At 64.0% G+C, this 15,194-nt stretch carries 14 protein-coding genes; 9 read left to right on the plus strand and 5 right to left on the minus strand.

Going from position 1 to position 15,194, the window contains the following annotated elements:
- The first annotated feature begins 57 nt into the window (after positions 1-57).
- On the plus strand, positions 58-969 hold the full coding sequence (gluQRS, locus tag ABDW57_RS21505) for a tRNA glutamyl-Q(34) synthetase GluQRS (RefSeq protein WP_343732194.1): 912 nt from the start codon (positions 58-60) through the stop codon (positions 967-969).
- Between the two features lie 42 nt (positions 970-1,011).
- A complete protein-coding gene (locus ABDW57_RS21510) occupies positions 1,012-2,490 on the plus strand; it encodes a CHAD domain-containing protein (RefSeq protein WP_343732195.1) in 1,479 nt (492 codons plus the stop codon).
- Here the strand turns inward: ABDW57_RS21510 and ABDW57_RS21515 are convergent, their stop codons facing one another.
- The 3 genes from ABDW57_RS21515 to ABDW57_RS21525 form a co-directional block, all read right to left on the minus strand.
- Positions 2,491-2,874, minus strand: a complete 384-nt coding sequence (locus tag ABDW57_RS21515; protein ID WP_343732196.1) for a hypothetical protein — start codon at positions 2,872-2,874, stop codon at positions 2,491-2,493.
- Positions 2,875-2,912: 38 nt separating this feature from the next.
- On the minus strand, positions 2,913-3,509 hold the full coding sequence (locus tag ABDW57_RS21520; protein WP_343732197.1) for a LysE family translocator: 597 nt from the start codon (positions 3,507-3,509) through the stop codon (positions 2,913-2,915).
- Positions 3,510-3,611: 102 nt separating this feature from the next.
- Entirely contained in the window at positions 3,612-4,559 is a 948-nt protein-coding gene (locus ABDW57_RS21525) for a LysR family transcriptional regulator (RefSeq protein ID WP_343732198.1), read from the minus strand.
- A 96-nt stretch (positions 4,560-4,655) separates the two neighbouring features.
- Here ABDW57_RS21525 and ABDW57_RS21530 point away from each other — a divergent pair, with 96 nt between their 5' ends.
- The 6 genes from ABDW57_RS21530 to ABDW57_RS21555 are packed head-to-tail and all read left to right on the plus strand — an operon-like array spanning position 4,656 to position 11,122.
- Positions 4,656-5,366, plus strand: a complete 711-nt coding sequence (locus tag ABDW57_RS21530) for an HAD family hydrolase (RefSeq protein WP_343732199.1) — start codon at positions 4,656-4,658, stop codon at positions 5,364-5,366.
- Positions 5,367-5,393: 27 nt separating this feature from the next.
- Positions 5,394-6,665, plus strand: coding sequence for an NAD(P)/FAD-dependent oxidoreductase (locus ABDW57_RS21535; RefSeq protein WP_343732200.1), 1,272 nt, complete (start codon positions 5,394-5,396; stop codon positions 6,663-6,665).
- Between the two features lie 52 nt (positions 6,666-6,717).
- Positions 6,718-8,256 (plus strand): hypothetical protein, encoded by a 1,539-nt coding sequence (locus ABDW57_RS21540; protein WP_343732201.1) that lies wholly within the window; start codon positions 6,718-6,720, stop codon positions 8,254-8,256.
- Complete coding sequence (locus tag ABDW57_RS21545; protein WP_343732202.1) at positions 8,243-8,779, plus strand: DinB family protein; 537 nt, start codon at positions 8,243-8,245, stop codon at positions 8,777-8,779. The genes ABDW57_RS21540 and ABDW57_RS21545 overlap by 14 nt, the downstream gene beginning before the upstream one ends.
- The gene (locus ABDW57_RS21550; RefSeq protein WP_343732203.1) at positions 8,776-9,768 is read left to right on the plus strand and encodes a 2-hydroxyacid dehydrogenase; all 993 of its coding nucleotides are present in this window, start codon (positions 8,776-8,778) and stop codon (positions 9,766-9,768) included. The genes ABDW57_RS21545 and ABDW57_RS21550 overlap by 4 nt, the downstream gene beginning before the upstream one ends.
- A gap of 16 nt (positions 9,769-9,784) precedes the next feature.
- Complete coding sequence (locus ABDW57_RS21555; RefSeq protein WP_343732204.1) at positions 9,785-11,122, plus strand: DUF3422 domain-containing protein; 1,338 nt, start codon at positions 9,785-9,787, stop codon at positions 11,120-11,122.
- On the opposite strand, the gene ABDW57_RS21560 is transcribed toward ABDW57_RS21555, so the two are convergent.
- On the minus strand, positions 11,106-11,945 hold the full coding sequence (locus ABDW57_RS21560) for an alpha/beta hydrolase (RefSeq protein ID WP_343732205.1): 840 nt from the start codon (positions 11,943-11,945) through the stop codon (positions 11,106-11,108). The genes ABDW57_RS21555 and ABDW57_RS21560 overlap by 17 nt on opposite strands.
- A 100-nt stretch (positions 11,946-12,045) precedes the next feature.
- Between ABDW57_RS21560 and ABDW57_RS21565 the strand changes: the two genes are divergently transcribed.
- Positions 12,046-12,819, plus strand: a complete 774-nt coding sequence (locus ABDW57_RS21565; RefSeq protein WP_343732206.1) for an alpha/beta fold hydrolase — start codon at positions 12,046-12,048, stop codon at positions 12,817-12,819.
- Between the two features lie 14 nt (positions 12,820-12,833).
- Here ABDW57_RS21565 and ABDW57_RS21570 read toward each other — a convergent pair whose 3' ends face one another.
- On the minus strand, positions 12,834-15,074 hold the full coding sequence (locus ABDW57_RS21570) for a hypothetical protein (RefSeq protein ID WP_343732207.1): 2,241 nt from the start codon (positions 15,072-15,074) through the stop codon (positions 12,834-12,836).
- Positions 15,075-15,194: the final 120 nt, after the last annotated feature.

Genomic DNA, 15,194 nt, shown 5'->3' on the forward strand with positions numbered 1-15,194 from the left:
GAGCGTAAGTGGTCGGTGCGGGATTTCCGCGCGCACATTGTATGCGAAAATATCGGCATGACTGCTCGACTTCCCTACATCGGCCGCTTCGCGCCCTCGCCTACCGGGCCATTGCATATCGGCTCGCTGGTGGCCGCCATCGCCAGCTATCTCGATGCCAAGGTGCATCACGGCCAGTGGCTGGTGCGCATCGAGGATGTGGACGGCGCCCGCAATGTGGACGGCGCCGATCAGCACATCCTCAATTCGCTGCAGCGCTGCGGCATGCTGTGGGATGGCGAAGTCACCTGGCAAACCCAGCGTTATCCGCTGTACCAGCAGGCGCTGGAACAGCTGGGCGACCTGGTCTATCCCTGCGGCTGCTCACGCAGGGAGATCGCCGACTCGCAAGTGAACCAGTCGCTCAGCCCGCACCACGCGCCGATTTATCCCGGCACCTGCCGCAACGGCCTCGCGCCCGGCAAGGTCGGCCGCGCCCTGCGCCTGAAAGTGCCGCAGTCGCCGCACTGCGTGCTGTCGTTCGAGGACCGCTGGTTCGGCCGTTACAGCCAGGATCTGACCACCGAGGTGGGCGATTTCATCATCGTCCGCGCCGACCGTTACTGGGCCTATCAACTGGCGGTGGTGGTGGACGACGGCGCGCAAGGCATCACCGATATCGTGCGCGGCGTCGATCTGCTGGATTCCACGCCACGCCAGCTTTACCTGCAACAGGTGCTGGGGCTGCCCCAGCCCAGCTATCTGCATGTGCCGGTGGTGCTGAACGAAAACGGCGACAAGATGTCCAAGCAAACCGGCGCCATCGCCTTTGACGATGGCAGCGATCCGCAGCAATTGTTGCGCACCGCCATGCTGCCGGCCGCCCGCTTCCTCGGTCTGGATATACAGGCGGAAACGATCGATGCCTTCTGGCGTGCCGCCGTTCCTGCCTGGGCGCAACTATTGCAGACCTTGCCGCGGCAGCCGTAAAAACGTGCGCCACCGGTCTCCGCTTTTGCCTACACTGAGCTGATGGAAGTCGAACTCAAACTCTTGCTCGCCCCCGAGGATAACGACAAGCTGCTGCATCACCCGCTGCTGGACACGCCCGCGCGCGTGCAGCGGCTGACCGCGCGCTATTTCGATACACCCGACCTGCATCTGCTGCGCCACGGCGCCGGCCTGCGCGTGCGCAAGGAAAACGGCGAGTGGGTACAGACCATGAAGGCTGGCGGCAGCGTGCAAAGCGGCCTGCATCGCCGTAACGAATGGGAAGGCGTGGTGGATCGCTGCTGGCCGCGTCTGGCCAGGCTGCGCAAGCTGATCGGCAATGATGAACACTGGCTGTCCGTACTGGGCACGCCGGATCTCAAGGACCGGCTGGATTCACTGTTCGTGGTTGATGTAGAGCGCCACAGCTGGGAAGTGGAAAGCGCCGGCAACCGCATCGAAGTGGCGCTGGACGTCGGCCACATCGAGCGCAAGGCGCACAAGGTCGCCGTCAACGAGATCGAACTGGAATTGAAGGAAGGCGATCCGGCCGGCCTGTATGCGTTTGCGCTGCAGCTGCTGGACGATATCCCTCTGCGCATCAGCAACATCAACAAGGCGCAGCGCGGCTACCTGCTGGTGCGCGAAACCGGCCACGCGCCCTTCCGCGCGCAGGCCTTGCAGCTCGACGCCGGCACCACGCTGGCCGAGGCCCTGCCCGCCGTGCTGGGCAACTGCCTCGAACACATCCAGCGCAATGAAGTCGCGGTGGTGGAAGGCCATGATCCGGAAACGCTGCACCAGATGCGTGTCGGCGTGCGCCGCCTGCGCTCGGCGCTGAAGCTGTTTTCCAGCGTGGCGCCCTGCCCGCCGGCGCTGCAGGAAGATATCGATTGGCTCGGCACGCAGCTGGGCGCGGCGCGCGACTGGGATGTGCTGCTGACTTCCACGCTGTCGCGCATCGATGCGCCGCAGATGGAGTTGCAGGCGCTGGCACTGGAAGCCGCGCACGCCAGGCGGCGCGAGGCGGCGCAAGCCATCCTGTCGCCGCGCTACACGCATCTGATGCTGACCTTGGGGTCGTGGATGCTGCAGGCGGCGCCGCTGCTGAATGGCTCGGCGGCCAGATTCTCGCGCCAGAGCATGCAGCATCTGCATAAGTCGCTGATCAAGCGCGCCAACCGCATGAGCGAGGAGGACGCCACCAGCGCCCACCGCACGCGCATCGCCGCCAAGCGCGCCCGCTACGCATTGGAGTTCTTCCATTCGCTGTATCGCGCCAAGGGCACGCATACGTATCTGAAAACGCTGGCGGCGGTACAGGAGGAGCTGGGGCAGCACAACGATGTGGTGGTGGCCGAACGGCTGCTGCAGGAACTGGCGCTACAGCATCCGCAATCGGCGGGGGCGATCCAGTTCGCGCGCGGCTACCTGCTGGCCCAGCAAGCCACCCGGCACGCCGACCTGGATCAGATTTGCGACCGCCTGCATGCACTGCGGCTGCCGCACATCAAACACTGATCAGCGGCGCGCCTGTTTTACGCTGACGTTCCAGCTCAGGGTGCCGGGACATTTGGCCTGCCGCACAGCGGCCAGCGTGTCATCCGCTTCAGTGCTGGCCTGCGCATATTCCTTGTGGCCGGCGACCTTGAAGTGCAGCGATGGCGCGGCTGTGCTGGCGGTCTTGGACAGCGTCGGCACGAAGCCACGCTCGGTCAGGATCTTGCGGCAGGCATCCATGCCGGTCAGCTTGTCCGATTCGATCTCGATGCTGAACACCCAGCTTTCCACATAGCCGCGCGCGGCGCGTTCCGGCACCGGCAGCATCAGGTCCGACGGCAAGGTGGCGGCGTGGGCGGCGCCGGCCAGCAAGGCAGCAATCAACAGCGCGGTGCGAGGAAACATGGGCAATCCTTCGAAAATCCGGTAAAGCCGCTATGGTATCAGGCCAGCATAGGATACAGGGTTGCCACCAGCAGCAGTGCCATCACAATATTGAAGACGCGGACCGAACGCGGGTCCTGCAGCACGCGGCGCATCGCCACGCCAAACAGCGCCCAGGCGCCGACACAGAAGATACCGATGATGCCGAACACGCCCGCCAGGGTGGCCACGTCGGCCACCTTGAAGCCCTGCGGCAGATAGGTGGTCAAGGCGCTCAGCGACATCACCCACGCCTTCGGATTAATCCACTGGAAGGCAGCCGCGCCAAAGAAGCCCATCGGCTTGGACAGGCCGGCCTGCTCGCCGCTCATCGGCGCCGCGTGCGCCAGTTTCCACGCCAGCCAAAGCAGGTAGATGGCGCCACCGTATTTAAGAACAATCTGCAGCATCGGCACCTGTTCGAACACCGCGTGCAGCCCCATGCCGGTGGCGAAAATCATGAACGCAAAGCCGCAGGTAATACCGAACAGATGCGGCAGCGATCGCACAAAGCCGTAATTCAGGCCGGAGGCCAGGATCATGGCGTTGTTCGGGCCGGGCGTGATGGAACTGACGGCGGCAAAAGTGCACAGGGGCAGCAGCAATTCAAGCGACATTGGAGTGGTTCCTAGGCTAAGTGTATTTGCATTGTACGGTCAAGTGTACTGGTATTGACCAGTACACTTATGCAAACAGTGAGCACCACTGTATTGGTCACTTTACCGATACGATTTGCGTTTTCCCAGCCGTTTGGTGAAGCCTTCCAGCTCGCGCGCCACCAGATCCTGGCCGTTTTCAATCACAAAATCCTGGAACGACGCCGCCACTTTGGGAATGGGCTGGTCGGAAAGGTGCATGATGTGCCAGTCCGCTTCCACCAGGTTGATCGGCAACGTGGCCAGCAGGCCGGCTTCAAATTCCAGACCGCAGGCGTGCACCGACAGGAAGCCGACGCCCAGCCCGGCCGCCACCATGCGCTTGATTGCCTCGTTGCTCGATACCTCGGAGCCGAATTCCGCCGCATGCCCCTCTTCGCGCAGCAGCTTTTCCACCGCCGTGCGCGTGCCTGAGCCGCGTTCGCGCACCAGCAGGTTGGCCGCCATCACATCGTTGAGGGTGATTTTTTTCTTCTTCATCAGCGGGTGCGACGGGCTGGCGACAAAGGCCATCGGATGGCGCGCGAACTTGGCGGCGTTGGTGCGCAGCTCACGCGGCGGCGTGCCCATGATGGCCAGCTCGATCTCATGCCGCGCCAGCATGTTGATGATCTCCGTGCGGTTCCCCACCTGCAGCTTGAGGCGCACGTCCGGGCGCTCCAGCGTGAACGGCACCAGCATCGGCGGCAGCAGGTGTTCCGCCGTGGTCACCGCGCCGATGCGCAGCGTACCGGAAGTCACGCCCTGCAGCGCCGCCAGTTCATCGGTGGCCTGCTCCCACAGGCGCAGGATGCGCTCGGAGAATTCCGCCATCACTTCGCCGGCCGCCGTCAGCTGGATGTTGCGGCCCACCTTGCGCGTAAGCGCGATGCCGGCGATCTCCTCCAGTGTGCGGATTTGCAACGACACCGCAGGCTGCGTCAGGTGCATGGCGTCCGCCGCCCGCGACACGCTCTCGTGGCGCCCCACCAATACCAGCGACTGGAGCTGGCGAAAACTCGCGTGATACATAAGCATTCCTTATCGTTTATCGAAAATCTTTAATTTTTCTTTTGTTCATTCTACCTCTATATTGATAATCATCTGACATCGTTGAGCGAGAATAATATGAGCATAGACGTGATCTTCATGGGCCTGGACGGCGTTCTGTTTGATACCGAAGCGCTGCACCTTGCAGCCTGCAACGCGGCGTTCGCCAACGCCGGCCTGTCGGTACGCTGGACCTTGCCGGCGCTGCGCGCTGCCGCCGCCGCACATGGTTACGCCCGTGCCATCGCTGCCGTTGTCGGCGTGCCGCCACTGTCGCGCGAGAAGCAGCGCGTGGCGGAGCTGTATGAAGACAAGCACCGCCAGTTCCATCAGGCGATCCTGACGAAACCACCGCAGGCGCAAGCCGCCGCGCTGGCGCTGATCGAGGACGCCACCGCTGCCGGCTGCAAGATCTGCATCCTGACCGACCTGCCGGCGCCCGCCACGTCTGCGCTGCTGGATCGCTATTTCGGCGCCGATGTCACCAGCCTGTTCAGCGTAGTCGCCGGCGGCGTGAACTTCGACAACGCCAGCGGCGCCGGTCCTTATGTCCACGCGCTGAACGCGGTCGGCGCAGCGCCGCACAACGCCATCGCCATCGACACCGCGGTGCCTGCGCTGCGCGCCGCCGCCGATGCCGGCCTGTGGACCGTCTCCGTCGCGCCATACGGCACCGACGTGGTGCGTCCACGCCAGTTCATCACCTTCGATGCCCTGCACGAGCTGCAGGCCAGCCCCTACACGCCGGATCAGCGGCGCCCCGCACCGGGGCTGCACCGAGCCGCATAGTTTTTTAATCTGTACTGGAGGCGCAATATGGAAACCATCGTCATCGTCGGCGGCGGTGCGGGCGGGCTCGAACTCGCCACCCGCCTTGGAGACACGCTCGGCGCCAGCAAGCGCGCGCGTATCGTGCTGGTGGACCGCTGGCCCGGCCACTTCTGGAAGCCCTTGCTGCATACGGTCGCTTCCGGCAAGTGCGACCCGCAGGTGAGCGAACTGCCATTCAGCGCGCAGGCGCTGGATCACGATTTTGAATTCGTGCAGGGTGATATGCTGTGCATGGATCGCGCACATCAAACCATCACCCTGTCGCCACGCAACGGCGGCGATGGCGCCTGCCGCGTGATCGCTTACGACAAGCTGGTCCTGGCGCTGGGGTCCGTCACCAATTTCTTCGGCGTGCCGGGCGCGCAGGAGCATGCGCTGACACTGGACAGCGTGGCCGATGCGGAGCACTTCCGCCGCCGCTTCTTCGACGTCTGCATCCACGCCGGCGAAAACAGGCAGCCGGTCAATGTGGTGATTGTCGGCGGTGGCGCCACCGGCGTGGAACTGGCGGCGGAGCTGAGCAACACGGCGCGCACGCTGGCCGCGTACCGTGTGCACGCACTGGACCCGGAGCAGGATATCCGCATCACGCTGATCGAACGCGGCCAGCATCTGCTGCCGCAACTCGATCCGCTGCAGGCGCAGCGCGCTGCGCGTCATCTGCGCTCGCTGGGGATCGATGTGCTGACTTGCACTGCGGTAGCCAGCGTCAGCACCGATGCGGTGACCGATGCCGAAGGCAAGGCCCATCCGGCCGACTTGACCTTGTGGGCCGCCGGCGTGGAAGCGCCGCCGTTGTGTGCGACATTGGGACTGAGCGTCAATCACCTGAAGAAGATCATGGTCGATGGCAGCCTGCGCTCCACCAACGACGGCCGTATTTACGCGCTGGGCGACTGCGCCAACTACGTCTGCCCGGTCAAAGGCCCGACACCGCCGCGCGCGCAGGTGGCGCACCAGCAGGCCATGTTCCTGGCCGATCTGCTGGCGCGCAAGGACGATACGCCGCGTCCGGACTTCCGCTATCACGACTACGGCTCGCTGATCTCGCTGGGCCAGCAGGCGGCGGTCGGCGCGCTCACCGGGCCGGTTACCGGCAGGAGCTACCGCGTTGGCGGATCGATGGCCAGTGTGTTGTACCGGCTGCTGTATCAGAAGCATCTGCTGCAGCTGCATGGCACCTTGCCGATGCTGACGCACACGCTGGCCGACTGGCTGCGGGCCAAGGTGCTGCCGCCGGTAAGACTGCACCGCTAAAACCACCGCGCCGGAATGACGGCTTACGCGACATTGAGCCTATAATGGGTCCATGACGACGATAACCTCTCTGACCCGGACCACCCCGGCCGCTGCCAACCCGGCGACGGCTGGTGTCAGCACGTCCACCTCCGGCGCTACCGGCAGCAGCGGCAGCGGCTCCTCCACCGTGGTATCGCTGGGCGGCGCGACCGGCGACACACCGGCCAAGGCGCTGGTGTGGGAAAACCGCACCCGCAGTACCGCCGCCAATATGATGGCGCGTAATTTCAACGAGCAGCCCGCAGCCGGCCGCCTCAAAGGCCTGGGCGGCGAGCTGCTGAAACAGGTGGCATATGACGGCGAGGACTTCTCCCAGGCCGTTCAGCAGGCGCCTGGCGGCGTGCAAGCCAATACCTACGACATGCTGGTCGCGCCGACGCAGGTGTCGCAGCACGGCATGGGCGACAACCAGATCGCGCTGACCGTCACCACCCGCAGCGGCGTGAAGGTCGAATTCAAGCTGGACGCCGGCGACAACAGCATCGCCATTGAAGCGCACAGCAGCGGCAAGTTGAATGAGGCAGAGCGCAAGGCGCTGGGCAAATTAGCCGAGGCCTTCCAGAAATCGATCGACGGCCTGACTGAAGATCCGCCGCGCATCGACGTAGGCGGCCTGACCCAGTTCGATCAGGGCGCGCTGTCGTCGGTGGATTTGAAGGGGCAGATCAAGCTCAGTCCAACCCAAACGCAGCAACTGGAATTCCACGCTGACGCCGCGCAGCGCACGCTCAGCTTCAACGGCCCTGCCGGCAGCGCCAACATCAAGGTGGACCTGAGCCAGCCGGCCAGTTGGGGCAGCAAGGAACAGCAAGCCAAGGCGCTCAACAAATATCTGCAGCAGGTCGACCAGGCCGGCGCGCGCGGACAAGGCAACGGCGCCATGATCTCCATGTTCAAGGACGCCTTCACCGGCATGAACAGCGACTACGGCACGCCCGCCATTGCACCGCGCGGCATTGTGCTGACCGACCAGGATCGTGCCATGACCACCGGGCTGGCCGACTTCAACGCATCGTTCGCGCAGACCGAGGTGGCGTCCAACCCGGCGCGCATCACGGAGAAGGACAGCTTTGCCTACGAACTGTCGCAAAAGACCACCATCACCGGCACCTCGCAGCTGGACCGCGGCATCTCGCAACAGCAGCAGTCGCACCTGAAGGCGCGCTACCACGCGCCGGTGAAGGCGGACGCCCGACTGGCGCTGGACCTGTCGCCCAACTCGCAGAATTACAAATACATCACCATCGATGACTCGGCCAGCAGCACCACCAACATCGCCTACGACAAAGGCGCACTGGCCAAGGCCACGCTGGAGATGCAGGCGCAACAGACCACCCGCGTACTCACCTACACGCTGGGCAAACTGAAAGACGACCAGACCACGCCGTCCGGCAAAACCATGACGCGCGACCTGCTCTCCACGCTGGAGCCGGAGCGCGACGGTCTGCCGGCACTGAGCAGTGAAGAGCGCACGCTGGTGCTGCAAAAACTGAACGACCAGATCTTCCTGCAATCCAATCCTTTCGCCCTACCGAATGAGCACACCTGAGTACTTCGCCCTGTTGGCCCGCTACAACGCGGACATGAACCAGAAGCTGTACGATGCGGCGGCCCAGCTGCCGCCGGACGAATTCACCGCCGACCGCAAGGCTTTCTTCGGCTCCCTGTGCGGCACCCTCAACCACCTTCTGACAGCCGATACCATCTGGCTCAGGCGATTCAGCGCCCACCCGGCCGGTTTCGCGGCACTGCAAGCCGCAAAGGCGCTGCCGCAGCCAACCAGCCTGACGCACGCCTTCGGCACCGAGCTGGCGACGCTGCGCGCTTACCGCGAACAGCTGGACGCTATCATCCTGGCGTGGGTGCCGCAACTGACCGAGGCCGAGCTGGCGCGTACCTTTGAATACCGCAGCATGCGCGGCGACGCCTACCGCCGCCACTTCGGCAGCGTGCTGCTGCACTTCTTCAATCACCAGACGCACCATCGCGGCCAGGCTAGCACGCTGCTGTCTCAAGCCGGCATCGATATCGGCGTCACCGACCTGCTGGTGTGGGCGCCGGAACTGCCATGAAAATCGCCGTCTACAGCGCCCAGCCCTACGACCGCCGCTTTCTCGACGAAGCACGTCCAGGCGGCGTTGAAGCGGTCTATTTCTCCGACCGGCTGGAGCTGGACACCGTGCCGCTGGCGCAAGGCTGCAGCGCCGTCTGCGTGTTCGTCAACGACAAGCTGGATGCGCCAGTGCTGCAAGCCCTTCAAGCACTGGGCGTGCGCGCGGTGCTGCTGCGCTGCGCCGGCTTCAATAACGTCGATGTAAAAGAAGGCGCGCGTCTGGGCCTGTTCATGGCCCGCGTGCCGGCCTACGCGCCGGAAGCAGTGGCGGAACATGCGCTCGCCCTGGTCATGACCTTGAACCGTCGCACCCACCGTGCCTACGCGCGCGTCCGCGAAGGCAACTTCGCGCTGGACGGCCTGCTGGGCATGACGCTGCACGGCAAAACCGTCGGCATCGTCGGCGCCGGCCAGATCGGTGCTGCCGCTGCGCGCATCTTCCACGGCATGGGCTGCAAGGTGCTGGTCAGCGATCCCGCACCGACGCCGCAACTGGATGGCGTGGCCGAACGCGCCGGGCTCGATGCGGTGCTGGCGCAGTCGGACATCGTCTCGCTGCATTGCCCGCTGCTGGACGCCACCCGCCACATGATTAACACCGCCAGCCTGGCGCGCATGAAGCGTGGCGCCATGCTGGTCAACACCTCGCGCGGCGGCTTGATCGACACCGCCGCCGTCATCGACGCGCTGAAGTCCGGGCAACTGGGCGCGCTGGCGATCGACGTCTACGAGCAGGAAAGTACCCTCTTCTTCCACGATCACTCCAGCGACATTATTACCGATGATGTCTTCCAGCGACTGATGACCTTCCCGAATGTACTGGTCACAGGGCATCAAGGCTTCTTCACCATTGAAGCCATGCGCGAAATCGCCGCTGTCACATTCGCCAATCTGGCCTGCTTCTTGCAGGGCTCCCATTGCGCCAATGCGCTAAACATACCCGGTTAATAAAATAAGGAAGTCCATGTCGCTCGCCTATCGTGCCAACGCCGATTTCGCCAAGCTCAATCACCCGATGCGCGTCCCGCTATCGGCTGAAATCCACTCTCGCCCCTTCCTGCAATTGCAGGCGCCCGAGAGCATCACCCATTTCGCGCTCTATCTTCAGCAAGACCAGCCCTCGCGCCAGAACCACCGCAGCAGCCAGCACCAGATCCTGGAACAGCTTTGCCTGCACTACGGGGTGGCCGGTCCGCACGAACAGGCGCGCTACTTCTTTCACGATTTTGGCCGCTTCCGCCTGAAGTGGGAGTGCCACACCGAATTCGCCACCTACACCTTCGTCGAACGCGGCGAAGCGGGCATGGACTTCCGCGCCGCATTCGAGCGCATGCCGGTGCAGCACGTGCCGCAGGAATGGCTGGCCGGCCTGCACGGCAAGATCATCGTTGCCGCCCATGTCCTGCTGTGCAAGGACGCCTCCGATGACGACAGCTTCGCCGCCAGCATCCGTGATCTGTACCAGGGCAAATCGCTGGTGGGCAGCAGCGGCGGCGGCAACGCTGAAGTATGGACCGACTTCCTGATCCATCCGGATGGCTTCAGCCGCTTTGTGGTGCGCGACCAGCATCTGCGCGAATTCCAGCCCGGCCGCCTGGTCGGCCGCCTGCTGGAAATCGAAACCTACCGCATGATGGCGCTGCTCGGCCTTCCGCAAGCCGAGGCCACCCAGCCGGCGCTGAACGGCATCGAGAACGAACTGGCCGACCTGACCGCCACCCTGGTCAAAAACCAGGCCAACGGCGACCAGGAAATGCTGCAACGGATTACCAGCCTGGCCGCGCAGCTGGAGAAAATCTCGGTCAACAACAGCTACCGCTTCGCTGCCTCGCAGGCTTACTTCAACCTGGTGCAGTCGCGCATTCAGGAATTGCGCGAAGTGCGCATTCCCGGCACGCCGACGCTGGCGGAATTCATGGGACGACGCCTGGCACCGGCCATGAACACCTGTACCTCGGTGACGCAGCGGCAGGAAGGCCTTGCGAAACGTATCGCCCGCACCAATGACCTGTTGCGCACGCGGGTCGGCATCGAACAGGAACAGCAGAACCGAAAGATCCTGCAATCGCTGGACGCGCGCGCGGCGCAGCAACTGCGGCTGCAGCAGGCGGTGGAAGGCCTGTCGGTGGCGGCGATCTCGTACTACACGCTGGGATTGGTGGGCTATGTCGGCAAGGCCCTGAAGGCCAGCGGCACGCCGGTCAATCCGGACCTGATGACCGGCATCGCCGTGCCGCTGGTGATCGGCGCCGTGTGGCTAGGCCTGCGCCGCCTGCATCACCAGCTCACCGGGAAGCATTGAAACGGCTCGCCAGGAAACTGGCGATGCGGGTCTGCGTGGATTCCAGATAGGGGATGTTGATGTGGTCGGAGTCGGGCACGATTTCGTCCGCATGCAGCGCCCCCAGTTTTTCCACCAGCAGATCGGTATGCGAATGCGGCACGATGTCATCCACCGCCGCGCGCAGCACGTAGGTCGGCGCCTTGATCTGATGCGCGTACTTGATCGACTCGAATTTATGCTGCAGCACATACTCCACCGGAATCGCCTTGAACTTGCGCTTGGCGATCGCCAGGATCGAGTCGTAAGGCGTAATCAGCACGATGGAATTGGCGTCGCGCTCCATCGCCACCTGCACCGCCACGCCGGAGCCAAGGCTGCGGCCAACCACCGCCATGCGCTTTGGATCGACGTGATGGCGTTCGCTCAGCCAGTCGTACAGCATGCGGCCATCTTCCACGAAGTGTTCTTCCGCCGGGTCGCCATGCGAATCGCCATAGCCGCGGTAATTCACCGCCAGCACCGCCATGCCGGGAAACAGCTTGCCGGCGTCGCGCGCCACCCAGGACACTTCTTCCGAGCGGCCGCCGAAATACACCACGCCTGGCGTCTGGCCGGCCAACGGAGGTGTCATCAGCCAGCCGGACAAGCGTGTGCCATCCTTGGCCCGCACCACAATAGGACGGGTGCGATGGCCACTGCTATAAGGCTTGAGTACCTCACGCTTGCTGCCAAGGGGGTTGAACAGCAGCCGCTTCTGACTCGCGGCCACCGCTGCGGTTACCCCCATCCACAACACGCTGGCGAGACCTGCCAGGCCTGCGAATTTTTTAGAATTATTCATAGCTTCTACTCTACTCCTGTCCCGCGCAAAAAGTGCACGGAGTGGTATAGACAATACACAGGTATAATCCCCGCTTCGCTTTTTTCATACCAGGCTGATAATGAAACCTGCTGTCGTCCTGCTGCATAGCTCCATGAGTTCCAAGTCCCAGTGGTCGTCGCTGAAAGCGCAACTGGGTGATGCTTACCGCTGCATCGCGGTCGATCTTCTTGGCTATGGCGCATCGCCGTTCCCGGCCGATGCCGCCGAAGATTATACCCATACGCTGGCGCACGAGGTGGACGCGGTGATCGCCGCCACCGCCTCGGAGCTGGAGCCGGGCGAAGCGTTCCATTTGATCGGCCATTCCTTCGGCGGCGCCTGCGCCCTGCACATGGCGCGCCGCATGCCTCAGCGCGTGCTGTCGCTCACGCTGTTCGAGCCGGTGGCCTTCCACCTGCTGCCGGCGCAGCATCCGGCCAAGAGGGAGATAGTCAGCGTGGTGGAAGGCATCAAGGCCAGTGCGTCGGATCGCGACGCCACCCGCATTTTCATCGATTACTGGAATCGCCCAGGGGCCTTCGAGGATGCGCCGCGCGGCGCGCAGGACAAGATGGTGGCGCAGATCGCCAAGGTGCGGCTGGACTTCGAGGCGCTGTTGGGTGAACCGGCAACGTTGGCGGATTTGTCCATGTTGACCATGCCGTCGCTGCTCATGTCCGGCGAACGCAGCCCGGCCTCCACCCGCCTGCTGGTTGAGCAGCTGGGGGCCGCGCTGCCGAATGCCACCGCCATGCAGACACGCGGTGGCCATATGGGGCCTGTGACCCACGGCGATGTGGTGAATCCCGTCATCGTCAACTTCGTCAACGGCGCGGAAGTCACCACGGACTAAACCGCCGCAGCGCTCTAGTTAGGCGAGGTGCCGTAGATGATGCCTCGCCCGCTGTTAGGCGCGATATAGACCGTGCCGAAGGTCTTGGGATCGCCCACCACCAGCGAGTAGCCGCCCCACTGATGCGCATTGTCGTTGATGCGCACCCAGGTGGTGCCGGTATCGGTGGAGCGGAATATCCCCTGCACGCCGTTCACGGTTCCCGCCAGGTACATGGCCGGATAGGAAGCGCCGCTGGCCGCCTTGCCAAAGCCGATCGAGTTAGCCGCCGTCACCACGCCGGAATACATCTGAGTCCAGCCGGAGCCGGAACTGGTGCTGCGATACAGGCCCGACGACGTGGCCAACCAGACATCGCCCTGATTGCCCGCCACCGTGACCGCCTTGCCGCCCGTCCCCAGCCCGGATGCCGCCGTGTACCAGTTCACGCCCTTGTTGGAGCTGGCGTAGAAGATGCCGGTGGCGGCGTTGTAGGCGTAGAACAGGTTGGCGTTCAGCCCATCCGACAGGATCTGCCACGATCCGCTGACCGGCAGCCCGGTCGAGGTCCAGCTGGCGCCGTTGTTGGTCGAGTAAGCCGGCGACACATCCTTCGGCCCCCAGACAATGGTGCCGCCGTCGGCCGAAATGGCCACCGTGCCGTCGCCCTGGGTGGAGCCGGCCTGGCTGGTGAACGGCGACCAGCTGGTGCCGCCGTTGGTGGACACCGCGCCGAACACCGAGCCGCCCGTTCCCACCCGCACAATCTTGGACGGCAGCGCTTTGGCGTAATCCAGGCCGGTGCCGTTGCCGCAGATCGGGTTGCTGTGCATGCCAGCCGGCGGCGACACCGTCAGGCTGGTATGCACGAAACCGCAGATATCCCCCAGACCGCTGATCAGCGGCGCGCCGGAGGTGGGCGAAATCAGCGCCAGCGTGGCGGTTTCCTCGATACCATTGGCGCCGATGGTCCAGCTGGTGCCCTGGCCGGCATCGGCATTGGTCAGGTTGGTGGTGGTCCACACCGTCTGGCCGGTGCCATAGAATGCGCGCGCCGAGTTGGTCGGGTCAATCACCACCTGCCCCCAATTGCCAAAGGCTGCCGTGGCGGCGCCAAACTTCACCCATGGCGACACGCTCGGATCGCGGCTGGACGCGGCGCCCACATCAACCCAGTTGGTGCCGCCGTTGACGCTGCGGAACATGGTGTCGCCAGGCCACCAGCGGTCCATGGTCATCACCACCAGCGTGCTCGGCTTTTGTGGATCGACCGACAGGCCGCCGTAACCGAAGCTGTAATTGTTCGGATTGGGCGGCGTGATGTTCTGCCAGGAGTTGCCGCTGATGCTGTACTTCCATACCTGGCCGCTGGTCATGCCGTTGGGGCCAATCGCATTGCCGTAGGTGATGTACAGATTGCCGTCCGGGGCGATCTGGCCGTGGTTCGGATACTGGCCGGTGGGGCCGCCAGTAATCGCAGACCAGTGGCTGCCGCCGTCGGTACTTTTATACAGGGTGACGCCGGCCGAGGCGGCTCTGGCGCTGGAGACGCCGGCGAAGACGACCGGTGTCGCGCTGCCGTTGTTACCGGACGTCTTGTGATAGGTGACGAAGGCCACGCCGGCGCCGCTGCCGCTGGTATCGTTGTCCAGCGCGGTGAAGCCGCTCAGCCGGGTCCAGCTCTGGCCGCTGTTGGTGCTCTTCCAGATGCCGTTGGTGGCAGTCTGCGAGGCATCGTTGAAGGTGCCGTACATCAGCACGGAGCCAAAGTTGGGATCGACCTGCAGGCGTTCACCGGCATTGCGGCCGTCGTTATTGCCGCCGGTACGGAAGCTGAGCGGGTAGGAGCTGAAGCTGGCGCCCTTGTTGTTAGAGACCAGAACCGTCGCGTTGCCATCCCAGTTCTGGGTGTACATGCCCGCCACCATGTACAGCATATTGACATTGCGCGGATCGATCGCGATCGACTCGATGCCCATATGATGCCAGTTGGACGGCGCGGTCCAGTCATTGAGCGGCACCCAGGTGCCATTATCGTAGCGATAGGCGCCGCCAATGTCGGTGCGTGCATAGAACAGGCCGGACTGGCCGGGATGGCCGACGATGCCGTCGACGTAGCCGCCGGCCACCACCCGCACATTGTTCCAGGTATAGCTGGCCGCCTGCGCCGACGGCATTGCGGCCGTCGCCAGCGCCAGCGCCGACACCGCCAAGACACGGCGCCAGCGCCCGCCTCCTGCGCCAGCTGCGCTCGGAGCGGAAAGATTTTTCTTCATGAATTGTCTCCTCTATGTTATTGGTGGATACCACAAGGTACGCACGCCCCACACATGGCTGGGCGAACGCGTCATCCGTCCATGCGAACGGAATCCTGGGATCCAGCGACCGGGCGCTGG

The organism is Duganella sp. (assembly GCF_039595735.1).
Taxonomy (GTDB): Bacteria; Pseudomonadota; Gammaproteobacteria; order Burkholderiales; family Burkholderiaceae_D; genus Rugamonas.

Coding starts and splice junctions, on each gene's coding strand:
- ABDW57_RS21525 (WP_343732198.1), bottom strand. CDS start 4,559: ATGTATCACGCGAGTTTTCGCCAGCTCCAGTCGCTGGTATTGGTGGGG.
- ABDW57_RS21520 (WP_343732197.1), bottom strand. CDS start 3,509: ATGTCGCTTGAATTGCTGCTGCCCCTGTGCACTTTTGCCGCCGTCAGT.
- ABDW57_RS21540 (WP_343732201.1), top strand. CDS start 6,718: ATGACGACGATAACCTCTCTGACCCGGACCACCCCGGCCGCTGCCAAC.
- ABDW57_RS21555 (WP_343732204.1), top strand. CDS start 9,785: ATGTCGCTCGCCTATCGTGCCAACGCCGATTTCGCCAAGCTCAATCAC.
- ABDW57_RS21560 (WP_343732205.1), bottom strand. CDS start 11,945: ATGAATAATTCTAAAAAATTCGCAGGCCTGGCAGGTCTCGCCAGCGTG.
- ABDW57_RS21570 (WP_343732207.1), bottom strand. CDS start 15,074: ATGAAGAAAAATCTTTCCGCTCCGAGCGCAGCTGGCGCAGGAGGCGGG.
- ABDW57_RS21545 (WP_343732202.1), top strand. CDS start 8,243: ATGAGCACACCTGAGTACTTCGCCCTGTTGGCCCGCTACAACGCGGAC.
- gluQRS (WP_343732194.1), top strand. CDS start 58: ATGACTGCTCGACTTCCCTACATCGGCCGCTTCGCGCCCTCGCCTACC.
- ABDW57_RS21530 (WP_343732199.1), top strand. CDS start 4,656: ATGAGCATAGACGTGATCTTCATGGGCCTGGACGGCGTTCTGTTTGAT.
- ABDW57_RS21535 (WP_343732200.1), top strand. CDS start 5,394: ATGGAAACCATCGTCATCGTCGGCGGCGGTGCGGGCGGGCTCGAACTC.
- ABDW57_RS21550 (WP_343732203.1), top strand. CDS start 8,776: ATGAAAATCGCCGTCTACAGCGCCCAGCCCTACGACCGCCGCTTTCTC.
- ABDW57_RS21510 (WP_343732195.1), top strand. CDS start 1,012: ATGGAAGTCGAACTCAAACTCTTGCTCGCCCCCGAGGATAACGACAAG.
- ABDW57_RS21515 (WP_343732196.1), bottom strand. CDS start 2,874: ATGTTTCCTCGCACCGCGCTGTTGATTGCTGCCTTGCTGGCCGGCGCC.
- ABDW57_RS21565 (WP_343732206.1), top strand. CDS start 12,046: ATGAAACCTGCTGTCGTCCTGCTGCATAGCTCCATGAGTTCCAAGTCC.